Genomic DNA, 21,332 nt, shown 5'->3' on the forward strand with positions numbered 1-21,332 from the left:
AGCTAGTTGGTTTTAAAGAATTGAACTGCGACATCAAAATGCCGACACCAACAACTTATCACGATGAGGAAAAGTGCCAAAAACTAACTTCTAACATAGCCAATTATTGTACAATTTTCCAGCAGATTTAAACACGTAAACGCTTTTAGTCACCCATGCAGTTTGAGTAACAGGAAATGGATGCGTTGAAGAAGAGCGTGTTGCGTTTCGGCATAAACACACCTTATTGCTTTTTTAAGCACACAAAATACACGCTCTTGAAACCTATTCTAAAATCAGGTCAGTCGAAACCATGTTACCTGCTTTTGCAACAGCCTAAAAAACGTATTAATCCAGCTGTTGTTCAAGGTTTTGAAAAGCTGTAGTAACTAGTCTTTTTTATAATCGTCGTGGCATGACTTACAGCTAGCGCCAACTTTGCCGATTGCGCCTCTATATGCACTTTCATCCCCAGATTTAACTGCAGCTTGTAAACCCTGAGCCGACGATTTAAGTGCCATTATCTTCTTTTCGACATCAGAGAAATTTTCCCAAACCCCATCTTTCGCACCTGTCTCAACATCAAACTTGCGAGTATCCACAGAAAGGTAATCGCCCATCATGTTTGCTAGTTGCTCAAGGCGTACAGCATTGGTTTGCATTACGCTTTCGTTGTAAGGTAGCACGCCTTTTGCCATGCCGCCCAATGGCCCCATGTTACTGCGAACTAATTGAAACATAGCCTGACGATATTGCGTTGCTGCTTTTGCGTGTTTTTCTGACGATGCTTCTGTGACCTCAGCGGCAAACGCTGAAGAAGACACTATTGCGCCTACCGTTGCAGCAACGATTAGTGATTTACGAGAAAATTTCATGCCTGTTCCCTATTTAAAATTGAATTATTTTTACGGTCTTTAATGCGTCATGCGACCTTTATTAACAACAAAGAAGGTTTCGCCTTGTCGATTAGTTTATCGTGACGAATAGTCAACGTAAGCGCAAGATTTTTAGCGCTAAAAGTAGGTAAAGAAAATACTAACTTCGCAAAACATCATCAATTGGCCATCATTGATGATAGTGACTGAAACAGAAAACAAAAAAGCCCTCGGCTGAGGGCTTTTACTTAAAACAATTTTTTCGACAACCTTAGTTGGTCAAGTCGTCAAAAAACTTCTTAACACCATCAAAGAAACCTTGTGCTTTTGGGCTATGCTTACTTGACGCTTTGCCCATCGACTCTTCAAGCTCTTGAAGTAGCTCTTTTTGGCGAGAAGACAAGTTAACTGGTGTTTCTACCACAACCTTACACATCAAGTCGCCCATCGCGCCACTTCGAACCGATTTAACACCTTTACCACGTAAACGGAACATACGTCCGGTTTGTGTCTCAGCGCTTATCTTCAGTTTCACTTTACCGTCTAGCGTTGGAACTTCAAGTTCACCGCCTAGAGCAGCAGTTGTGAAACTTAGCGGCACTTCACAGTACAAGTTGTTGCCATCGCGTTTAAAGATATCGTGCTCGCGTACGTGTACCTGAACATACAAGTCGCCTGGAGGAGCGCCATTTTCACCAGCTTCACCTTCGCCTGACAAGCGAATACGGTCACCTGTGTCTACGCCAGCTGGAATCTTAACGTTAAGGGTTTTTGTTTTCTCTTTACGACCATGGCCATGACAGCTATTACATGGATCTTCAATGATCTTACCTTTACCCGAACACGTTGGACAAGTTTGCTGCACAGCAAAGAAACCTTGGCGCATTTGAACTTGGCCATTACCGTGACAGGTTGGACAGGTTTTCGGTGACGAGCCACTCTTTGCACCAGAGCCATCACACACGTCGCACTCAACCAGCGTAGGCACACGGATATCTACGCTTTTACCGCGAACGGCTTCTTCTAGTGAAAGTTCTAAGTTATAGCGAAGGTCTGAACCTTGGCGTGCACGCGACTGACGACCTCCTCGGCCCCCGCCAAAGATATCGCCAAAAACATCACCAAAGATATCGCCGAAATCGGCACCACCACCGAAGCCACCGCCACCACGGTTTGGATCAACACCCGCATGGCCATACTGGTCGTATGCTGCACGTTTTTGCGAATCTGACAGAATTTCGTAGGCTTCCTGGATTTCTTTAAACTTATCTTCCAGAGCTTTATCGCCTTGCGTACGGTCAGGGTGATATTTCATCGCTAGCTTCTTATACGCTTTTTTAATTTCGCGTTCGCCTGCGCTTTTATCTACCCCGAGTACCTCGTAGTAGTCTCGTTTCGACATATCGTTTATATATCCTACTTTTTTGTCGACAAGCACTTCATGCTTATCGAAGCTACATCTGACTGTTGTGAAAATAACCTGAATACTTATTCAATAACGCCAAGTCATTTACACAACAAAGGCGCAACAAGAATTTCCTGCTGCGCCTGAACTGCTTACAAAGCCCGCTAGCTTTCAAGATAGCGAGCCTAACGCAACAGTTTACTTCTTGTCGTCTTTCACTTCTTCGAATTCAGCGTCAACAACATCATCATCAGCTTTTTCAGAAGTTTGCTGCTCAGCACCTTCAGCGCCACCAGCGGCCGCTTGCTGTGCTTGTGCTGCTTCCATCAGCTTGCTAGACGCTTGAATAAGCTCTTGCGTTTTCGCTTCGATTTCTGCTTTATCTTCGCCTTTAGACGCTGTCTCAAGAGCGGTAAGCGCTTCTTCAATTGGCGCTTTGTCTTCTGCACTTAGTGCATCGCCAACTTCTTCAAGTTGCTTGCGTGTAGCGTGGATCATGCCATCAGCTTGGTTACGCGCTTGAATTAGCTCTTCAAACTTCGCATCAGCTTCTTTGTTCGCTTCTGCATCTGCTACCATTTTTTCTACTTCTTCGTCGCTTAGACCTGAAGAAGCTTTGATGGTGATCTTCTGCTCTTTACCTGTGTCTTTATCTTTCGCAGACACGTGTAGGATACCGTCAGCATCTAGGTCGAAGGTTACTTCGATTTGCGGTACACCGCGCGCCGCTGGACGAATACCTTCTAGGTTGAACTGACCAAGAGACTTGTTGCCGCTTGATTGCTTACGCTCACCCTGTAGTACGTGTACCGTTACCGCAGACTGGTTGTCTTCAGCTGTTGAGAAAGTTTGTGACTTCTTCGTTGGAATAGTCGTGTTCTTCTCAATAAGTACTGTCATCACGCCACCCATTGTCTCAATACCTAGAGACAGAGGAGTAACGTCTAGAAGTAGTACGTCTTTAACGTCACCAGAAAGTACACCACCTTGAATTGCCGCACCTACTGCTACCGCTTCGTCAGGGTTAACGTCTTTACGTGGCTCTTTGCCGAAGAATTCAGTTACATACTTCTGTACAAGTGGCATACGTGTTTGACCACCAACAAGAATGATGTCGTTAATGTCACCTACAGAAAGGTCTGAATCAGCAAGCGCTTGCTTAAGCGGGTTAAGCGAGTTCTTCACTAGATCTTCAACCAAAGACTCAAGCTTCGCACGCGTTAGCTTAATTGCTAAGTGCTTAGGACCTGTCGCATCAGCTGTGATGTAAGGCAGGTTAACTTCAGTTTGTTGTGAAGAAGAAAGTTCAATCTTAGCTTTCTCACCGGCTTCTTTAAGACGCTGCATAGCAAGCGGATCTTTACGAAGGTCGATGCCTTGATCTTTCTTAAATTCTTCAACTAGGTAGTTGATAACGCGGTTATCGAAATCTTCACCACCTAGGTGCGTGTCGCCGTTAGTCGCTAGTACTTCAAACGTGTGCTCGCCGTCTACTTCATCAATTTCGATGATTGAGATATCGAACGTACCACCACCTAAGTCGTATACTGCAACAACGTTATCGCCTTGCTTCTTGTCCATGCCGTAGGCAAGGGCAGCAGCAGTTGGCTCGTTGATAATACGCTTAACTTCAAGACCTGCGATACGACCCGCATCTTTCGTTGCCTGACGCTGAGAATCGTTGAAGTAAGCTGGAACAGTAATAACCGCACCGGTAACTTCTTCACCTAGATAATCTTCAGCAGTCTTCTTCATTTTCTTAAGTACTTCAGCAGAAACCTGCGGAGGCGCCATTTTTTCGCCTTTCGCTTCTACCCACGCATCGCCATTGTCAGCCGCTACAATTTTGTAAGGCATAATGTCGATGTCGCGCTGTACTTCTTTGTCTTGGAAGCGGCGACCAATTAGACGCTTAATAGCGAATAATGTGTTTGTAGGGTTAGTTACCGCCTGACGCTTTGCAGACTGACCAACTAGTGTTTCACCATCGTTTGTGTAAGCGATGATTGAAGGGGTTGTACGATCGCCTTCCGCGTTTTCAATTACGCGAGGTTTGTCGCCGTCTAATACTGCGACACATGAATTCGTTGTACCTAAATCGATACCAATGATTCTACCCATTTCGTGTCTCCGAAAAAGTTTCTTAATTCTGTACTTTTAGTGGGGTTATTCCCCACCTTTTCAATAGATGTCAGTAAAAAAACTGACATTTTTGTGTGTTTGTCGCAAAAAGCGTGTCTTACACTTGCGTATCAACACCGTCGCTTGGCGCACGCGATACCATTACCATGGCTGGGCGTAACAAGCGGCCATTAATTTGATAACCTTTCTGCATTACGGCCATTACCGTGTTTGGCGCGTGGTCTGCGCTTTCTTGCATCGACATAGCCTGATGCAGATCAGGGTTAAAGGTTTCGCCCTGCGGATCAATAAGGCTTAATCCGAATTTCTCAATAGTGCTTAAGAAAGTTTTGTGGGTCATTTCCACACCTTCTAAAAGCGGTTTAATCGCTTCGTTGTCGCTATCTGTCATTTCGATAGCGCGCTCAAGGTTGTCAATAACTGGTAGCAACTCACCAGCAAAGCGCTCAAGTGCAAATTTACGCGCTTTTTCAACTTCACCTTCTGCACGACGACGGGCGTTGTCCGCGTCTGCACGAGCACGTAGAACACCGTCTTGCTGCTCTTTAATTGTGGCCTGTGCTTCAGAAAGTGCGGTTTCTAGTTCATAAATGCGCTGCGCATTTTCATCTAGCTCTGCACCTTCAGCACCTGACGCATCTACTTGCGCCTCTTCAGCGCTTTGTACAGTTTCATCAACTGTATTTTCTTGTTCTGCCTGCACGTCGCGATTATCGCTCATGCCTACCTCCAAACGTTTTTCTTAATTAGGCAATGCCCAATAACCTTAAAATCATTGGGAATAAGTCTGTTGCGCTTATTTATGGGGCTAGATTTAGGGCGATCAAGGGTATCCACAATATTTTTGTGGATGTATGGCAAAAAAATTTAAAAGGCGTGTTAATGTTAGCTAAAAAAGCGCGCAGAAAACGGTTAATAAACGCGTTAATCACACGGACTTTGTATGCTCAGTATTTGGACGGTTGGTACCATTGTCGGTTTTTACCTTATCGCATTATTTGCGGTGGCTTTTTGGGGTGACAAACGTTTGCGCGACAACCGTCAGCACCCTGTTCTCTATAGTTTAGGGCTGGGTGTTCACTGCACGTCTTGGGCATTTTTCGGCACCACTTCGCAAACGGCGCAATACGGGTGGGCGGTTATCCCTACTTATCTGGGAATTATGTTGACCATGGCCTTTGCGTTTCCCGTTGTGCTTCACATAAGTCGACTTTGTCAGCAACACAACATCAGTTCGTTAGCTGACCTTATCTCACTGCGATACCAGCACTCTCACCTAATTGCCGCCTTTATTACTCTACTGTGCTTTATTGGCGTTGTACCCTATATTGCGCTTCAACTCGATGCGATTACAAAATCGATAAACTTGCTAACTGGAGAGCCTCAAACCAGCACACCGTGGCTGAGTATTTACGTGGCAAGCTTACTTGCGCTATTTGCCATTGTTTTTGGTACACGTACGCTTAATTTAACCGATAAACATCCCGGTTTACTGCTTACCATTGCGTTTGAGTCAGTTATAAAACTTGTTGCGTTATGGGCTGTAGGCCTTTTCGTTTGTTTTTACCTGTTTGATGGCGTGTTAGATTTGGTGTCTAACGTATCCACCAATAGTGCTGCTCGAGACGTCATTTATGCTGATAGCGCGCCTTGGGTGTATTTCTCTCACGTTGCGCTTGGTGTATGCTCTATGTTCGTCTTACCCCGCCAGTTTCATATGAACTTTGTAGAGCAAAATGGTGAAGGTGAGCTAAAAACAGCGCGCTGGTTATTCCCGCTTTACTTATTCGGTATGACGCTGTTTCTTATCCCAATTGCGCTCGCTGGAAAAATACTGCTTCCAGCAACAACCAGTTCTGACGCCTACGTGCTTGCGCTTCCTTTATATGCAGACAATATCGCCCTTTCGTCATTTGCTTTCATTGGCGGGCTGTCGGCCACCACCAGCATGGTTATTGTTGCCACGCTAGCGTTGGGGATCATGATTTCAAATAACGTAGTTACGCCGCTATGGCTTAAAGCGCGATTAAAGACGGCTCCTAATCGCTCCATGGAACCAAGTAAAATACTTTCCATTCGTCGCCTAACTGTATTAGTGGTACTTACCATTGCGCTTTGGTATCACCTAAACATCAGCCAGGCCGCTCCTTTGGTAAAAAGTGGCGTAATTGCTATAGCGTTACTTGGGCAATGCATGCCAGCGCTAATGTTTGGTATTTATTGGCACAAAAGTAGTAAAGCGGCGGCAATAAGTGGGCTTCTGGTAGGGTCTGTTTGCTGGGCATTATTCTTACTCTACCCTAGCCTACTATCTAGCTATTATTTCGACCCCGTGCCTACCGATCAGGCGCTTGGACTGGGCTTCGCGTATTCGCTATTAGCGAACTGCTTCACTTTTGTAGCGGTGGCACTGATTACCTCGCGCGATGGCAGCCAGCAAGATGCGAATAATACAGTAACGCCTGACACACCGCGCCTCATGGTAAAGGTACGAGACTTAATTGCCCTTACTGAACGGGTTTTGGAAAGCGCAACACAATCGATACTTATTAAACAACTATCGGTGGATGTAAGTCGTGCTTCAGACACCGGATATGCCAGTCAGGCGCTTATCGACCGGGTAAACAAACTGCTTGCTGCACAAGTAGGGGCGCCTAGTGCAAGAATTTTACTGGGTGCCATTGCTAATGCAAGAAACGATACCCTACCAGAACTGGTCGATTGGGTGGAAGAAGCATCTCAGTCTTTTCAGTTTAATCACGAAGTGCTTCAGTCATCGGTTCAAAACATTGAACAGGGTATTAGCGTACTTGATGACAAGCTTCAGTTGCTGGCCTGGAACGACCGATACGTTGAACTGTTTTCCTACCCAAAAGGCTTTTTAAAAGCCGGCATGCCTGTAACCGAAATACTTAAATACAACGCAGAGCGAGGGCTTTTCAGCGCTTCATCAATAGAAAAACGAGTAAGCTACATGCTTAAGGGCACCAGGCATAAACATATTCGTAAACAGCCCGATGGCAAAGTAATAGAGCTAAACGGGGCGCCGCTTCCTGGTGGCGGATACGTAACCACTTACAGCGACATAACCGAATACATAGCAATCCAAAATGAGTTGGAAAGCGCTAAACAAGACTTGGAGGCAAGAGTTGCACTTCGCACTTCGGAATTAGAAGAAGCAAAGCTTCAAGCGGATAAAGCCAACGAGAGTAAAACGAAGTTTCTGGCCGCTGCGGGTCACGATCTAATGCAACCGTTTAACGCTGCAACCTTATTCGCGAGCATGCTTAATAAAAAGACGCAAGGCAGCGAATTGGCCGAGTTATCAGAAGGCGTGGTGAATTCACTAGATAATGCTCAAAGCCTGTTAACCATGTTGCTTGAAATGACAAAGTTAGACTCGGGCGTACTCACGCCAAAGAGGTCGACTTTTTCAGTTGATGAAGTGCTGTCTTCTTTGGTGCAAGAGTTTCGCGTAATTGCTAAGCAAAAAGGTATTGAGCTTAGATATGTTCGCACTCAAATTGTTGTGTATTCAGATAAAAACCTTTTGCGACGGGTACTTCAAAACTTGCTCTCTAATGCCGTACGCTACACGACTAAAGGTTGTGTGCTGGTAGGTGTGCGGCGCTGTTCATCAATGGAATCAGTAAAGTTATGTGTTTACGACACCGGTTCGGGTATAGCGCCTCACCAACAGCGAGACATCTTTAGTGAGTTTCATCAGCTTCAAAGCAATAACAAAGGAGAAGGCATCGGGTTAGGGCTTACCATAGTCGATAAAATTTGCCGTTTGCTTGAACACAATATTGCGCTTAATTCATCACTTGATAAAGGTAGCTGCTTTAGTGTTGCTGTGCCAAGAGCACAACAATCTGAGTGCGCGGTGGAAAACGCAAACAAAGATACTACAAACCAAACCACAGCGAATACTGCGGGTTCGCAGCACAGTGAGACCATTACACCTTTACACAACGTCACTTATCAATTGAACTCCTCGAGCTCTGGACCTAAGCAATTTTTAAAAGGCACGCGTTTTTTACTTTTAGAAAACGATGAACAAGTTGCACATGCAATGTGTACATTGCTAAAAGACTGGGGAGCTGAAACGACGTTGATTGTAAGTGTTACCGATGCCTCGAACGTTTCAGCACAACATTTCGACGTTCTTATTGCAGATTACCACCTTAACTATGGAGAAACGGGTTTTGATGCCGCTACGAAGCTTTCTCAATTAAACATCAGCTTCACGCTTAAAATTCTTGTAACGGCGAACAGAAGCAATGAGGTGAGAGAAGAAGCAGCAAAACATCAATTTAGTTATTTACCGAAACCCGTTAAACCAGCGGCACTTAAACGCACGCTAAAGCAATCGCTTCGCCAGCACTAGTATGAACTAGGTTGCAATTTTAGTGCTGGCTTTCAGCCTAGTTAAAGCATCTGCTGGACAGGCGCTAACTATTCGGCAGCGCAATGTGAAGTTCCCCGCGCTTGTAATCTAAAGTAACAATGAAGTCTTTCAGCAGGTCGTAGCCAATTAACCCCACAACGCGTTTGCCACCAATTCTGCTGCTGGAACTTTTGTATCGGCTTTCTAAGTTAGTTTTCTGCCCCTCAGCAGGAAAGCTCACCTTCACGTCACTGATCTCATAAGGCCCAAATTGTACAACGTCAGAGGTGGCAAATTCATTCACTCCAGATGAATTCGCGCCAAACGCTGTCGTAGCACCTTCAACCTTATCGAGTAACCCTGCTCTAGATGCGGAGTTGCGGTCAATTAGAATGGTGCCTGAATTGCCTGTATCAATACGCAACCAAAGCGAAACGCCGTTTATTTCAACTTGCGCTATCGGCATGCCACTGCCCTTTTGTGAGGCTGCTTTAACGTTAGCAACTTCTCGCATGTTAACCGCGTCTCGTGTGACTAGTCGGAACTTTTTTCGAGGATAATCAAACTGAACAATAAAGTTGTTAAAAAAGCCAGCGCCCAGCAACAAGCCGTTCGTATGGTGCCCTAACCTCACTTCTACCAATGAGTCTAGTTCGAACATAGTGCCAAATATTTCAACGTCTACATTATTATATGCATTATGTTTTTCACGTTCGAAAACCCCCTGAATGTTGACAGGCTGACCTTTATCTAGCTCAAGCTTGTGCTTGCGAATAAACGCAGAGTTTATGCTATTTATTTGAGCACCAGAGTCTAACATCGCTCTGCTTTCTATACCCTCAATTGAAACAGGTAAAAAAACATGACCGCTGTCTAGCGTGAAATTAGTCCACGATGTAGCCGCGCTAAATACATTTGTAGAAACAAAAAGAAGGGAAAATAGTAGAAACCGTTTCATAAAATCCATTTACGTTATTAAATCCTTATTCCTACGTTACCATATCAAATTGACGAGTACTATCGAGCAATATGGAGAGCTTTTACATGGAGAGCTTTCATGCTTTTGACGCGCAATGACTGAAAAGTGTAAAACGCTTAGTTAGCTAGTGGTTGATGGCTATAACTTGGTCACACAGAGGGCTAACTGAAAGGCTAATGAATATGATGGGCAGAAACCTAATTTAAATGCATGGCATTTTTGAACGCAATGCCAGCCTTGGTTCTATTAATAACTTCAAGTTTTCTTAGCACCGCAGACACATGTTGCTTAACGGTAGACTCAGATATTGCTAGTTCGTAGGCAATTTGTTTATTCAGAAGTCCATCGGAAACCATGCGCAGCACTTTGAGCTGATGCGGCGTTAATTGCTTTAACTTGTTTGTGAAGTTGTCTGCGTCAACGGCGTCTGGGTTGTTTGCTCCAGTCTGCAACGAAGTACTAACGCTCATTTGCGCTATCGGAGGCATCCAAGTTTCACCTTCAAGCACGGTATTTACCGCTTCAATTATACAGTCGACTGAGGCTGATTTTGGAATAAACCCACTTGCGCCCAGTGCAAACGATTTTTCCATAACATCGGCGTCTTCCTGTGCCGTTACTACCACAACTAATATATCAGGAAATGTAGCGTGTACTTCTGCAAGACCATTTAGGCCTTCATTGCCGGGCATTGTTAAATCCAAAAAAAGGATATCAATATCTTCGTTGTCATGCAGGCAAGTGAGAGTGTCGGGAAAGGTAGAGGTTTCTACAAGCGTAAAATGCTCAGCGCTTCTTAGCGCATGGCACATAGCAGCCCTAAATAAAGGGTGATCGTCAGCAATCAAAATTTTTACAGACATAATGCTATCAACTTGTAACTACCTTGTTAATTAACATACTACCACGTCAAAAATAAAAATATAAAAAAGTAAGCGTATACACGGTATAGCCTTAACAAATGCCCGCAACTCACATGAACTGCGGGCATTGGTATTAGGCGCGATAGCATTTAGAATCGGTAGCCCACCGTTAAATGAACGGTGCGCGGGTCACCATAATAACCAATAAGTGTGGTGTCTCCGCCAAGGCCTGGGCCAAAGTTACCTTGCTCGTCACGCGTTACGAAATCATACCCACCCACTAAGTACTCTTCATCGGTAAGGTTTTTAACATGTAAGCCAGCGTACCAGTTACCTTCAATGCTCTCCCAGCGCGCGCTCAAATTCACCATACCGTACGCATCTTGTTGAATAAGATCGCTGGTCTCGAAAATCAGATAGTCGTCGCGATAATAGTAGTTAGCATTAAACGAAATAGCGCCAAAGTCGGTTTCCAGAAGGTAGTTTGCATTAAAATTAAAGGTGTTTTCTGGCGTGCTTGCCAAGCCAATAAGAGGCGGTATCGCATTGTTTTCTTTAATTTCAAAATCAATAAAGCCATAGGCCACATCAAATTGTAAGTTATCTGTGGCAACCCACGTCATTTCTAACTCGGCGCCTTTCGCTGCCGTTTCTGCTGCGTTGCGCAGGCGTTGATCAAGCGCGGTTGGGTCAGACAAATCGCCTTCTACACCAATGTATTGACGGTCTTTATGATCATACGAAAATAACGTAATGTTCATTCGAAGCGCGTCGCTTAAATCACTTTTCACACCCACTTCGAAACTATCCACTACCTCTGGCTCAACTCCAGGCTCGTTCACTTGTGCACGAGGGTTAAAGGTGCCCGACTTGAAGCCTTGCGAATAACTTGCAAAGAACATGGTGTCGCGGTTCATTTGATATTCCACACCTAAACGCGGAGTGAAGCGCGACCAACTTTCAACTGCTGGGGCATCTAAAACGCCATCGCCGTCTGTGTCTGTACCTAGTACTTGCGGAACAAGCTGACCGTCTGGACGCACATAGCCGTCTATCCAGCCTGTGTAAGGGTAAACATTGTCGAAAACAAGCCCGTTATTAACAATGGCCGACTTCTCTTCATCGGTATAGCGTGCACCTAAAGAGAGCGACACTTTGTCGGTAACGTCATAGCTCATTTGCGCATAGGCAGCCCAGCTTTCAGAATTGTTGCAGCCTGTTACCTCGCGGGTTAACCCCGGCGCGCCAAGCGACTGGCCTAACACGCCCAAAATAGCATCGAAGTTCCCGCAGCTTTCGCCGTCATAAAAGTACAGCCCAGAGACTAAACTGAATGTGTCGCCTACATAGTTTGCCTGAAGCTCGTGGGTATCGTTACTATCATCGTATTCTGCAGGCACATCAAAAATAGGCAACGGTGTATTGTCAAAATCGATATTTGTCGGGGAGTAGCTCTCTCTGTGTGAGCCAATATATTTAAGCTCTAAATTATCATTGACGGTGTAACGCGCTAGCCAGTTGTACCCTTCTAGTTCAACTTTGTTCCACGTTGGCAGACTGGTATAAGAATCAAAGACCGAATCTGGAACCGGTGCATCTGTTAGTATGCTGGGAATTAAGCGATAGCCCCCTTTGGCGTTAGAGGTGTCTTCGGTTTTATCCCAACCGATTCTAAAAAACAAATCGTCACTGGGGTGCACTTCAAGCGTAACTCGCGCAGCCCACAAGTCTTTGTTGTAGTTTTCTTTGTCTTGATTTGGCAATGCGCTTACTAAATACTCACCAAACCCGTCGCGATTTAAATTAGCGTAACCCACACCAAGATATACCGTATCTTCAACTAGTGGTAATTGCCCAGTAACTCGAATATCGCGCTGGTTATAGCTTCCCACCGTTGCTTCAACGTTCATTTGGGTATCGCCGGTCATCTCTTTTGTGACGTACTTAACAGCGCCCCCTATTGTATTTTTACCGTATAGGGTTCCCTGCGGCCCGCGCAACACTTCAATTCGCTGCACGTCTAAAAGGTCGAGTACCGCACCTTGAGGGCGCGCAATATAAACATCATCAACATAAATACCTACGCCCGGCTCATATCCCCACAGTGGGTCTTGCTGGCCTAACCCTCGAATAAAGGCGGTAAGCGTTGAGTTAGTGCCTCTGCTGGTTTGTAGCGTAGTGTTTGGCGAGAACTGCTGTATTTCGGTGAGCACCATAATGCCTTTTTCACCAAGCTCCACTGCCCCTACCGAGGTAATTGCAACCGGCGTTTCTTGCAGTGATTCAACTGTTCTGCGGGCAGTCACTTCAATGCGTTCCAACTTTCCTTTTTCCTCATTTTGATTGTTGTCATCAGCTTGAGCGTCTTGTGAAAAGGTAGGTGTTGAAAACAGTACACTGGCTACAGCGAGCGCACACAAGCTGTGCACCGGTCTCTTTGATGTACGCGTTTCTACAGAGTTCAGGGTCGATTGATAGGGTGCAACCAAGCCATTTGTGTGTATTGATTTAGACATAGTGAGTCCTTGTTGTTCTAGATTCTTGTCACTGCTGGATGAATTGCCTACGGTCCAAACCACTTTAGTTAATTAATTGTTAATAGTATGTAGTACCATCGTACTATGGGATTTTGACAAAAGTAACGTCAAACTTAATCTCTATAACGAATGCTTTTTTGTTGATTTGTATACACTTAATTGCTTTAGGTGTAGGCAAGTCTTCAATCGACTTAACTGTTTTGGATCATCTGCGGTCACAGATTTTTAAGGAATAATAACTATGTTAAGTATGATTGGCTTGGTAGGCGGTCTGTTGTTGCTTATTGTTTTAACAATACGCGGAATGAACCTTTTTATTGCCGCACCTTTGTGTGCGCTTATCGTGGCTGTCACCAATAGTATTGGTGTTTTCACAGGTGACGTAAATTTTGTACAAACCTATATGAGCGGCTTCTCCGGTTTCATCGCATCGTGGTTTTTTATGTTTTTACTTGGCGCATTGTTCGGTAAATTTATGGAAGACACGGGCGCAGCGGATGCAGTTTCTCGGTGGATTATCACCAAAATTGGTTATAAACGCGCAGTGTTAGCAGTGGTGCTGGCTTGTGCTATTTTGACATATGGCGGTGTTAGCGTATTTGTTGTGGCGTTTTCGGTTTACCCCATGGCAGTGAGCTTATTCAAAGATGCTAACTTGCCGCGCCGTTTCATTCCTGCCGCTATGGCCTTTGGCTCGGTTACCTTTACCATGACTTCTGCGGGTTCGCCTGAAATTCAAAACTGGATCCCCATAAAATACTTGGGCACCTCACCCTTTGCTGCTTGGGAAGTGAGCCTAATCGTTGCCGTCTTCATGGCATGCTTTGGATACTGGTGGCTAGCCAAAATGATAAGAAAAGCGGTGAGTAACGGTGAAGTATTTGAATCTAGAGCTAGCGACCCACAGGTACGCGAGCGCGAGCTTCCCCACCCGCTTACAGGAATTATTCCACTGCTCGTAGTGTTGGTTATCTCCTTCCTGTTTCATGAAGAACTGGCTCAGCTGGCGCTTATTTTGGCGTTAGGCGGTGGCGTATTGTGCTTATTAGTAATTAACTACAAACACTTTCAAAGTCTGTCGATGGCAATAAATGCAGGAACAACGGGGGCCCTAATTGCCATAGGTAATACGGCAGCGGTAGTAGGGTTTGGTTCTATCGCGAAAAATACCGAGGCGTTTCAATCAACGGTCGCGCTAATGACACAAATACCCGGTAACGAACTTATTGGTGCTGCTATTGCCGTAAGTGTTATTGCGGGCTTAACGGGCAGTGCATCAGGCGGCCAAGCTATCGCCCTTCCTCTTGTAGCGCCTCACTACCTTGACCAAGGTGTTGAACCTGAACAGCTGCATAGAATAGTTTCAATATCTTCAGGTGCATTGGACTCGCTGCCTCATAATGGTTATGTGGTAACCACCATACGCGCCATCTGCAACGAAACGCATCAAGCGGCATATTGGTCAGTGGGAGCACTTACCGTGGTTGTGCCGCTAATTGGCCTCGCCATGGCCATTGGCTTATTTAGCGTTTTGTGAAGTCGTCAGCGTTTAATGGATGTAGCAACGCACTCAATAAAATAGCGCTGTTTCAAAAGGACAAATTTTATGTATAAGAAAACCTCGCTTCTCTCTTTGCGGTTCACGGTCATTTTCTTAGCTTTAATGTTAAGTGCTCACGCGAATGCTAATGAAATGAAGCGCGCTGACTCGATGCTTGAAGCTTCTTTAAGTACACAGACTTTACTTTTGGAAAAACAAGTATTTGAAATACCTCATTTCAAAACGTTTGGGGGGAAACAAATAAAAGATGTCCGGGTAGGTTGGGAAGCTTACGGCAAACTTAACGACACCAAAAGTAACGTCATTCTTATTACGCATTACTTTTCGGGGTCATCCCATGCGGCGGGCAAATACAATATTAACGATGCCGCCCCCGGTTACTGGGACAGCTTAATTGGCCCGGGAAAAGCCATTGATACCGAGCGCTTCTACGTTGTCAGTGTCGACACACTGGCTAATTTAAATGCTTACGCCCCCAATGTTATAACAACTGGCCCTTCGTCAATTAACCCAGATACAGGAAAACCCTACGGATTAGATTTTCCGATAATCACAATACGCGACTTTGTGAATGTACAAAAAACGCTACTTGAAAGCCTAGGTATAAACAAGCTTTATGCTGTTATTGGGCCTTCGATGGGGTCTATGCAGGCCATTGACTGGGCGAGCGCTTACCCTGATTGGGTGGAGCGCATGATTTCAGTTATCGGCGCAGGTCAAAGCGATGCCTGGACGACTGCAGCCTTAGAGCACTGGGCAACACCTATCAAGCTTGATAAGCAATGGAACAATGGTAACTACACAAAAGAAACAGCCCCTCTCGCAGGTTTAGCGGCATCACTAATGTTAATTACACAAAATGCACTTACTCCTTCGTTTTTTAACGAGCAAGGAAGCACGTTAGGGTTTGAAAATATTGAGACCGCACCGCTTAACGATATTCGTCAGTCGCACAGCATTGTAAACTGGCTTTTTGAGCGCGCGCAGGCTCGTGCAAAAACGATGGACGCCAATCATCTTTTATATTTAGTTCGCGCTTGCCAACTTTTTGTTGCTGGGCATCAAGATAACCTTCAACAAGGTTTAGCAAAGATAAAGGCGAAAACGCTCTTTATCCCGGCCCACACTGATCTGCTTTTAATGCCATATTTATCGCAAAGGGCCCATCAAGATTTAACTTCAATGAATAAAGACAGCACCTTGATTACGCTAGACGGCAAGTTGGGCCATTTAGAAGGAGTAACCAACATTTCCGCTCAAGCGCAAGCAATTCGTCAATTTTTAGAAAACGAAAAGGCAGCAATGCAATGATGAACACAAAATCCTATTTACGCCGCGCGCTTTGTCTTTCTTTACTAAGCGCATTATCCTTCAGTTCGGCGTTAGTGGCCCAAGACAACATGCCTAACAATGCAGCACAAAACATTGATAATCTTACCCTTGATTTAAGCAATGTGACCGTGTCTGGATTGTCTTCGGGCGGTTACATGGCAACGCAATTTCAATTGGCCCATAGCGATTGGGTTACAGGCGTTGGCGTAATTGCCGCTGGTCCTTACTTTTGTGCTCAAGGCGACATTACTACCGCCCTTGCGCAGTGTGTGAACAAGGTAGAGGGCGAAATTGACCTTGAAGCGCTCAATCAAAAAGCCAAGCAGTATGAGGCTGACGGTAAAATTGCATCGCTTTCCAACATGAAAGACGCCAAAGTATGGCTTTTACACGGCACCCGCGATACACGAGTAGTGGCTGATGTCAGCAATCTGCTTTTTGAGCAATATAAAAAATGGACAGACACTCAAAATATTGTGTATGTGAACGACAAACCCTTCGCGCATTTGTTTCCAACCCAAGATAAAGGCATAAGCTGTGTGATGTCAGACAATCCGTTTATTGGTGATTGTGATTATGATGCAGCCGGTGCCATGCTCTCGCACCTTGTTGAGGGAATTTCAGCACCAGATGACACCCTTTCAGGAAAGCTACATTCGATAGACCAGCAAAAAATTGCGGGAAGCAATGCTAAAACATTGGCAAGTGAAGGCTTTGTTTATGTGCCTGAAAGCTGTGCCAAGGGTGAAACCTGCAGCGCGCACATTAGTTTCCACGGTTGTAACCAGTACGCAGATGCCGTTGGTGATGCCTACACCACGCAAACCGGTTTAAATGAATGGGCAGACGACAATAATATTGTTGTGCTGTACCCACAAACGAAGAAGTCACTCTTTATGCCATTAAACCCACAAGGCTGTTGGGATTGGTGGGGCTACGCATCTAGCGACTACGCTAACAGAGATGGCGCGCAAATTAGCGCTGTAAAGCAACTGCTCTTCTCATTAAACAGTGGTTCATCATCGACTAAACCAGTAGGAGACGCTAGTGAGTAAGCGAACAGTATTTATAACAGGCGGCGCGAGCGGCATTGGCTTTGGCATTGCTGAATCAATGATGAAGCAAGGCCATCATGTCATCATCGCAGATATCAACGAACAAGCGGCAAAGGAGGCAGTGACCACGCTTGCACATTTGGAAGGGTCGGCCAGTGCCGTGGCCGTTGACGTATGTAACGCTCAGCAAGTTGCTGCGCTCCCTGAAGTGCTAGGCAAACACTCCGTTGACGTACTTATTAATAACGCGGGTATCCAACACGTGTCTCGCATAGAGGATTTCCCTTCGGATAAATGGCAACAGCTTATTAATATTATGCTTGTTGGCCCTGCCCTCTTAACCCAAACCTTTTTGCCCGCCATGCGTGAACAAAACTATGGGCGTATTATTAATGTAGGTTCAATTCATTCTCTTGTAGCGTCGCCATATAAGTCTGCTTATGTCGCTGCGAAGCACGGCCTGTTAGGGTTTGCAAAAACCATTGCCCTTGAAACCGGTGACTGTGATGTAACAATCAATACCCTTTGTCCTGCCTATGTAAAAACCCCTTTGGTAGAGCAGCAAATTGCGGCACAGGCGAAAGAAAACAACCTTACTGAGGAAGAGGTAGTAACAAAGATAATGCTAGAGCCTATGCCAAAAAAACAATTCGTAAGTGTAGAAGAACTGGCTGACACGGCGAGTTTTTTAATGTCGCCAAGCGCCCGAAATATTACTGGCCAAACTATGGTGCTGGATGGTGGCTGGACTGCACGCTAAAAAGTTAGACTAAAGGCTAAAGTGCTTCATCGAAACTTTTAGCCTTTCTTTGATCTGCATCTAATTTCTTTTTTTAAAACTTCAATACAGTACGTCTCAAAATAATCCAAATTTTTAGTTGGCAGTATTGATGGCTAAAGAAATCAACTTTTCCCCAAATGAAATTATCGTTAGCAAGACAGATTTAAGCGGTCGCATTACTTACGCCAACCGCCTGTTTATGCGTGTTTGTAATTATCCAGAGTCGGAGTTACTTGGTAAACCACACCGGATTATTCGACATCCGGACATGCCTAGAGGTGTTTTCTACGGTATGTGGAAGACGCTGAAAAGCCACGAGGAATTCTTCGGTTTCGTAAAAAATAGTACTTATGACGGTAACTATTATTGGGTATTTGCCAACGTTACGCCTGACTTTCACAATCAAAAACCTGTCGGTTACTACTCTGTTCGACGAGTTGCACCGAAAGGAGCGCTCACCGATATTATCGACATTTATGAAAAAATGAGAGAAATCGAACGTAAGTGCGACAAAGCGAGCGCACCAGAAACGAGTTGGGAATGGATGGTTAACTATTGTGCTGAGCAAACCAGCACAAACTATGACGAATTTATTCTTAACCACTATCAACAGTATCGATAGGCTTCTTTGTGAATACTCAAAAACACACCAGTAAAAACTACCCTTTCATACATCAGAAATATGCCCTCACGTGCATTATTTTTGCGCTACTTTCTCTTCTAATTAGCGCAATAAACTTATGGCAGTATGGGCTCAACATTCCTAATATTGTGTCACCTATATTGACAAGTAGTTTCGCACTCATCGCATGGATTGACCACAACAAACCTATTAAAGCATTGGATACTATAGAAAAAACGTTAGATCAAGCTCGCGCGGGTAATACCTACGTTAGAAATACCAATACCAAAGGGCTTGGTGAAGTGGGCAGAGTAGCTTGGGCATTAAATGACTTTCTAGATATCATTGAGTCCAACTTCAAAGAGCTGTCTAACAGTTTTCACGCCACAAGTCAGCGCAAGTTTTTTCGTAAAGGGCTTACTGATGGAATGCCCGGAGAGTTTGGGAAGATGATGACCAACGTCAACGTAGCAATAAAGGGAATGGAAGATGCTGACACCTTTGCTCGTCAAAATAAGCTTATGAGCGATCTGCATCAGCTGAATACCTCAAATTTGTTAGTTAATTTAAAAAATAGCCAATCAGATTTAAGTTTACTGTCGTCTAAAATGGATGACGTGTTAGATATTGCGACAGAGAGTAGAGATGGCGCACATAGAAGTCGTGAGACCGTTTCCGGTATCAACGATGCCATTAGTGATGTTAATGAACGAATGGAGACAGTTGAAGTTACTGCGCGAGAGCTGGAAAACCAAAGTCATAAAATATCTGAAACAATCAAGTTAATTAGTGATATTGCCGATCAAACTAATTTGCTTGCGTTGAACGCTGCTATAGAAGCTGCCCGTGCTGGCGACGTTGGGAGAGGCTTTGCAGTTGTGGCAGATGAAGTACGCAACCTTGCAACACGCACGCGCACCTCTACCGAAGAGATTACAGAAATTATTAGTAAATTGAGGGCACAGATAGACTCGATGGTTCACCACACGTTAAATGTTAGCCAGCAAACCAAACAAATTGGGGACGAAGTAAAAACGTTTCATCATAACTTTGATAACGTTGCCACTGCTGCTCAGTCAACGATTACGTTGATGTCTCAAACAAAAGACCGCGCTTTTGCATCGCTTGTTCAGTTAGACCACGTGATTTTTATGCAAAATGGATATATTGGTCTTGAGAAAGGCGGTGTAGGCGAAGAGGCTGACGCCGTCAGCGATGCGCATACTAACAGCCGATTGGCTAAGTGGTACAACAGTGATGCTAGCAAAAAAACGTTCAGCGGCACTAAAGGTTACAGAAACCTAGAAGCACACCATGTCGAAGTGCACGAACACGTGCAAGAGGCATTTGACCTAGTGAAGATGGACTGGATGAAAGACGACACCATACTCAATGAGCTAGTAGAGAGAATAAGAGTTGCAGAAAATGCCAGTAAAGGCATGATGCAATGCATTAGCGATATGCTTACCTATGAAAAGGCTGGCTAACGCCAAAGCGAGCCTTTAAATTGAAAGACCGCGCAACGTCCATCCGATGGCAATTTTGTGCATGCCACCGTTTGTAACGTTACTATGCCCGGCGCCTTCTTGACGAAGGCCGCTGGGCAACAAAACAAATGTTGCTTAACGATACAGTGACTGATACAAATTAATCACCTCATCTACAGTCGGCACCAATGGGTTGTTAGCCGGTGAGCCCGACGCGATTGCCTGTTCTGCCATAGTCACTACTTTAGCCAGAAATTCATCTCTATCAATACCGAATTCTGCAGGTGTAGGCACCTGCAAATCTGCATTAAGCAAGTTTAACTCGTGAATTAACTTTTGATTGGCTGCGTCGTCTGTATCACTTTGAGAGGCAACTCCCATCGCACGAGCACATTGAGCATAGCGCGAAGCGGCACCAGGTATAGAAAAAGCGGTAACTGTTGGCAGTAACATAGCGTTCGACAAGCCGTGAGGCACATGAAACGCAGCACCAATAGGTCGACTCATTCCGTGCACAAGCGCCACCGATGCATTTGAAAACGCAATACCAGCAAGCGTTGAGCCTAGCATCATCGACTCTCGTGCAGTTTCATTTGAGGGGTCTGCAAAAACAGTACGCAAATTAGGTGCAATCAGTGCCATTGAGGATAATGCCTGTGCGTCACTATAAAGGTTGGCTTTACGACTCACAAAAGCCTCAATAGCATGAGTAAGCGCGTCAATCCCCGTATCAGCAGTAACCCGAGCGGGTAAGCTTTGCGTTAAACTGTAGTCGACCAGCGCTGCTGTTGGCATAAATCCCAATCCGACACACAGCATTTTTTCTGTCGTATCTTCATCAGTAATAATGGTAAATCGCGTAACCTCAGAGCCCGTTCCCGCTGTTGTGGGAATGGCGACAATGGGTAATCCGGCTTCATTAACGACTCGAGGGAATTTGTAGTCGCGCATTTCACCCCCGTACTTGCCTAATATGGCAATGGCTTTAGCACTATCTATTGGGCTACCACCTCCTAAAGCAATAATGCAGTCGTAAGGCTTGGTTTTGAGAGCATCAACACCTTTGCGAATAGACGAAACTGTGGGCTCAGGAACTGTATCTGAAAAGACATCGACATCTATGCCTGCTTCCTCAAGTACATTTACAATGGCTGCACTGTACCCCAACTCAACCATAACCTTGTCGGTAACCAATAACGGCGTTTTGCAATTCAGTCCTTTCAACGTCTCAGCGATACGTTGGCTGGCGTGTCTTCCTATATGCATCACTCTTGGTAAGATGATTTGATGAGACATTTTTTCCTCCCTGCGATAGTCATTATTC

Annotated in this window: 15 protein-coding genes; 7 read left to right on the forward strand and 8 right to left on the reverse strand. The window is 45.0% G+C overall.

Annotated features, from left to right (window positions below):
* Positions 1–368 precede the first annotated feature (368 nt).
* The 4 genes from ACHUFN_RS03060 to grpE all read right to left on the reverse strand — a co-directional run bounded on the left by ACHUFN_RS03060 (position 369) and on the right by grpE (position 5,122).
* On the reverse strand, positions 369–854 hold the full coding sequence (locus ACHUFN_RS03060) for a c-type cytochrome (protein WP_394220836.1): 486 nt from the start codon (positions 852–854) through the stop codon (positions 369–371).
* 271 nt (positions 855–1,125) lie between these two features.
* The gene (gene dnaJ / locus ACHUFN_RS03065; RefSeq protein ID WP_394220837.1) at positions 1,126–2,256 is read right to left on the reverse strand and encodes a molecular chaperone DnaJ; all 1,131 of its coding nucleotides are present in this window, start codon (positions 2,254–2,256) and stop codon (positions 1,126–1,128) included.
* A 201-nt stretch (positions 2,257–2,457) separates the two neighbouring features.
* On the reverse strand, positions 2,458–4,380 hold the full coding sequence (gene dnaK, locus ACHUFN_RS03070; RefSeq protein ID WP_394220838.1) for a molecular chaperone DnaK: 1,923 nt from the start codon (positions 4,378–4,380) through the stop codon (positions 2,458–2,460).
* A 118-nt stretch (positions 4,381–4,498) separates the two neighbouring features.
* The gene (gene grpE / locus ACHUFN_RS03075; RefSeq protein WP_394220839.1) at positions 4,499–5,122 is read right to left on the reverse strand and encodes a nucleotide exchange factor GrpE; all 624 of its coding nucleotides are present in this window, start codon (positions 5,120–5,122) and stop codon (positions 4,499–4,501) included.
* A 222-nt stretch (positions 5,123–5,344) separates the two neighbouring features.
* Between grpE and ACHUFN_RS03080 the strand changes: the two genes are divergently transcribed.
* A complete protein-coding gene (locus ACHUFN_RS03080; RefSeq protein ID WP_394220840.1) occupies positions 5,345–8,791 on the forward strand; it encodes a hybrid sensor histidine kinase/response regulator in 3,447 nt (1,148 codons plus the stop codon).
* 64 nt (positions 8,792–8,855) lie between these two features.
* On the opposite strand, the gene ACHUFN_RS03085 is transcribed toward ACHUFN_RS03080, so the two are convergent.
* The 3 genes from ACHUFN_RS03085 to ACHUFN_RS03095 form a co-directional block, all read right to left on the reverse strand.
* Positions 8,856–9,749, reverse strand: a complete 894-nt coding sequence (locus ACHUFN_RS03085; RefSeq protein ID WP_394220841.1) for an aspartyl protease family protein — start codon at positions 9,747–9,749, stop codon at positions 8,856–8,858.
* A gap of 218 nt (positions 9,750–9,967) precedes the next feature.
* Positions 9,968–10,633, reverse strand: coding sequence for a response regulator (locus ACHUFN_RS03090; protein ID WP_394220842.1), 666 nt, complete (start codon positions 10,631–10,633; stop codon positions 9,968–9,970).
* 149 nt (positions 10,634–10,782) lie between these two features.
* Positions 10,783–13,149: a TonB-dependent receptor gene (locus tag ACHUFN_RS03095; protein WP_394220843.1), complete on the reverse strand. Its 2,367-nt coding sequence runs from the start codon at positions 13,147–13,149 to the stop codon at positions 10,783–10,785.
* Positions 13,150–13,411: 262 nt separating this feature from the next.
* On the opposite strand from ACHUFN_RS03095, the gene ACHUFN_RS03100 reads away from it, so the two are divergent.
* The 6 genes from ACHUFN_RS03100 (at position 13,412) to ACHUFN_RS03125 (ending at position 20,008) form a co-directional block, all read left to right on the forward strand.
* On the forward strand, positions 13,412–14,707 hold the full coding sequence (locus tag ACHUFN_RS03100; protein ID WP_394220844.1) for a GntP family permease: 1,296 nt from the start codon (positions 13,412–13,414) through the stop codon (positions 14,705–14,707).
* A gap of 156 nt (positions 14,708–14,863) precedes the next feature.
* Positions 14,864–16,042 (forward strand): E22 family MetX-like putative esterase, encoded by a 1,179-nt coding sequence (locus ACHUFN_RS03105; RefSeq protein WP_394221037.1) that lies wholly within the window; start codon positions 14,864–14,866, stop codon positions 16,040–16,042.
* Positions 16,042–17,118, forward strand: coding sequence for an extracellular catalytic domain type 2 short-chain-length polyhydroxyalkanoate depolymerase (locus ACHUFN_RS03110; RefSeq protein WP_394221038.1), 1,077 nt, complete (start codon positions 16,042–16,044; stop codon positions 17,116–17,118). The genes ACHUFN_RS03105 and ACHUFN_RS03110 overlap by 1 nt, the downstream gene beginning before the upstream one ends.
* The gene (locus ACHUFN_RS03115; protein WP_394220845.1) at positions 17,111–17,878 is read left to right on the forward strand and encodes a 3-hydroxybutyrate dehydrogenase; all 768 of its coding nucleotides are present in this window, start codon (positions 17,111–17,113) and stop codon (positions 17,876–17,878) included. The genes ACHUFN_RS03110 and ACHUFN_RS03115 overlap by 8 nt, the downstream gene beginning before the upstream one ends.
* Before the next feature lie 130 nt (positions 17,879–18,008).
* Positions 18,009–18,521: a PAS domain-containing protein gene (locus ACHUFN_RS03120; RefSeq protein WP_394220846.1), complete on the forward strand. Its 513-nt coding sequence runs from the start codon at positions 18,009–18,011 to the stop codon at positions 18,519–18,521.
* An 8-nt stretch (positions 18,522–18,529) separates the two neighbouring features.
* Positions 18,530–20,008: a methyl-accepting chemotaxis protein gene (locus ACHUFN_RS03125; protein ID WP_394220847.1), complete on the forward strand. Its 1,479-nt coding sequence runs from the start codon at positions 18,530–18,532 to the stop codon at positions 20,006–20,008.
* Between the two features lie 135 nt (positions 20,009–20,143).
* On the opposite strand, the gene ACHUFN_RS03130 is transcribed toward ACHUFN_RS03125, so the two are convergent.
* Positions 20,144–21,304 (reverse strand): iron-containing alcohol dehydrogenase, encoded by a 1,161-nt coding sequence (locus ACHUFN_RS03130; protein WP_394220848.1) that lies wholly within the window; start codon positions 21,302–21,304, stop codon positions 20,144–20,146.
* Between the last annotated feature and the right edge of the window lie 28 nt (positions 21,305–21,332).

Source organism: Alteromonas gracilis, assembly GCF_043642145.1.
Lineage (GTDB): Bacteria > Pseudomonadota > Gammaproteobacteria > Enterobacterales > Alteromonadaceae > Alteromonas > Alteromonas gracilis_B.

Excerpts from the sequence above, each read along its gene's own strand:
- ACHUFN_RS03060 (WP_394220836.1), bottom strand. The coding sequence starts at position 854 with ATGAAATTTTCTCGTAAATCACTAATCGTTGCTGCAACGGTAGGCGCA.
- dnaJ (WP_394220837.1), bottom strand. The coding sequence starts at position 2,256 with ATGTCGAAACGAGACTACTACGAGGTACTCGGGGTAGATAAAAGCGCA.
- dnaK (WP_394220838.1), bottom strand. The coding sequence starts at position 4,380 with ATGGGTAGAATCATTGGTATCGATTTAGGTACAACGAATTCATGTGTC.
- grpE (WP_394220839.1), bottom strand. The coding sequence starts at position 5,122 with ATGAGCGATAATCGCGACGTGCAGGCAGAACAAGAAAATACAGTTGAT.
- ACHUFN_RS03080 (WP_394220840.1), top strand. The coding sequence starts at position 5,345 with ATGCTCAGTATTTGGACGGTTGGTACCATTGTCGGTTTTTACCTTATC.
- ACHUFN_RS03085 (WP_394220841.1), bottom strand. The coding sequence starts at position 9,749 with ATGAAACGGTTTCTACTATTTTCCCTTCTTTTTGTTTCTACAAATGTA.
- ACHUFN_RS03090 (WP_394220842.1), bottom strand. The coding sequence starts at position 10,633 with ATGTCTGTAAAAATTTTGATTGCTGACGATCACCCTTTATTTAGGGCT.
- ACHUFN_RS03095 (WP_394220843.1), bottom strand. The coding sequence starts at position 13,149 with ATGTCTAAATCAATACACACAAATGGCTTGGTTGCACCCTATCAATCG.
- ACHUFN_RS03100 (WP_394220844.1), top strand. The coding sequence starts at position 13,412 with ATGTTAAGTATGATTGGCTTGGTAGGCGGTCTGTTGTTGCTTATTGTT.
- ACHUFN_RS03105 (WP_394221037.1), top strand. The coding sequence starts at position 14,864 with ATGAAGCGCGCTGACTCGATGCTTGAAGCTTCTTTAAGTACACAGACT.
- ACHUFN_RS03110 (WP_394221038.1), top strand. The coding sequence starts at position 16,042 with ATGAACACAAAATCCTATTTACGCCGCGCGCTTTGTCTTTCTTTACTA.
- ACHUFN_RS03120 (WP_394220846.1), top strand. The coding sequence starts at position 18,009 with ATGGCTAAAGAAATCAACTTTTCCCCAAATGAAATTATCGTTAGCAAG.
- ACHUFN_RS03130 (WP_394220848.1), bottom strand. The coding sequence starts at position 21,304 with ATGTCTCATCAAATCATCTTACCAAGAGTGATGCATATAGGAAGACAC.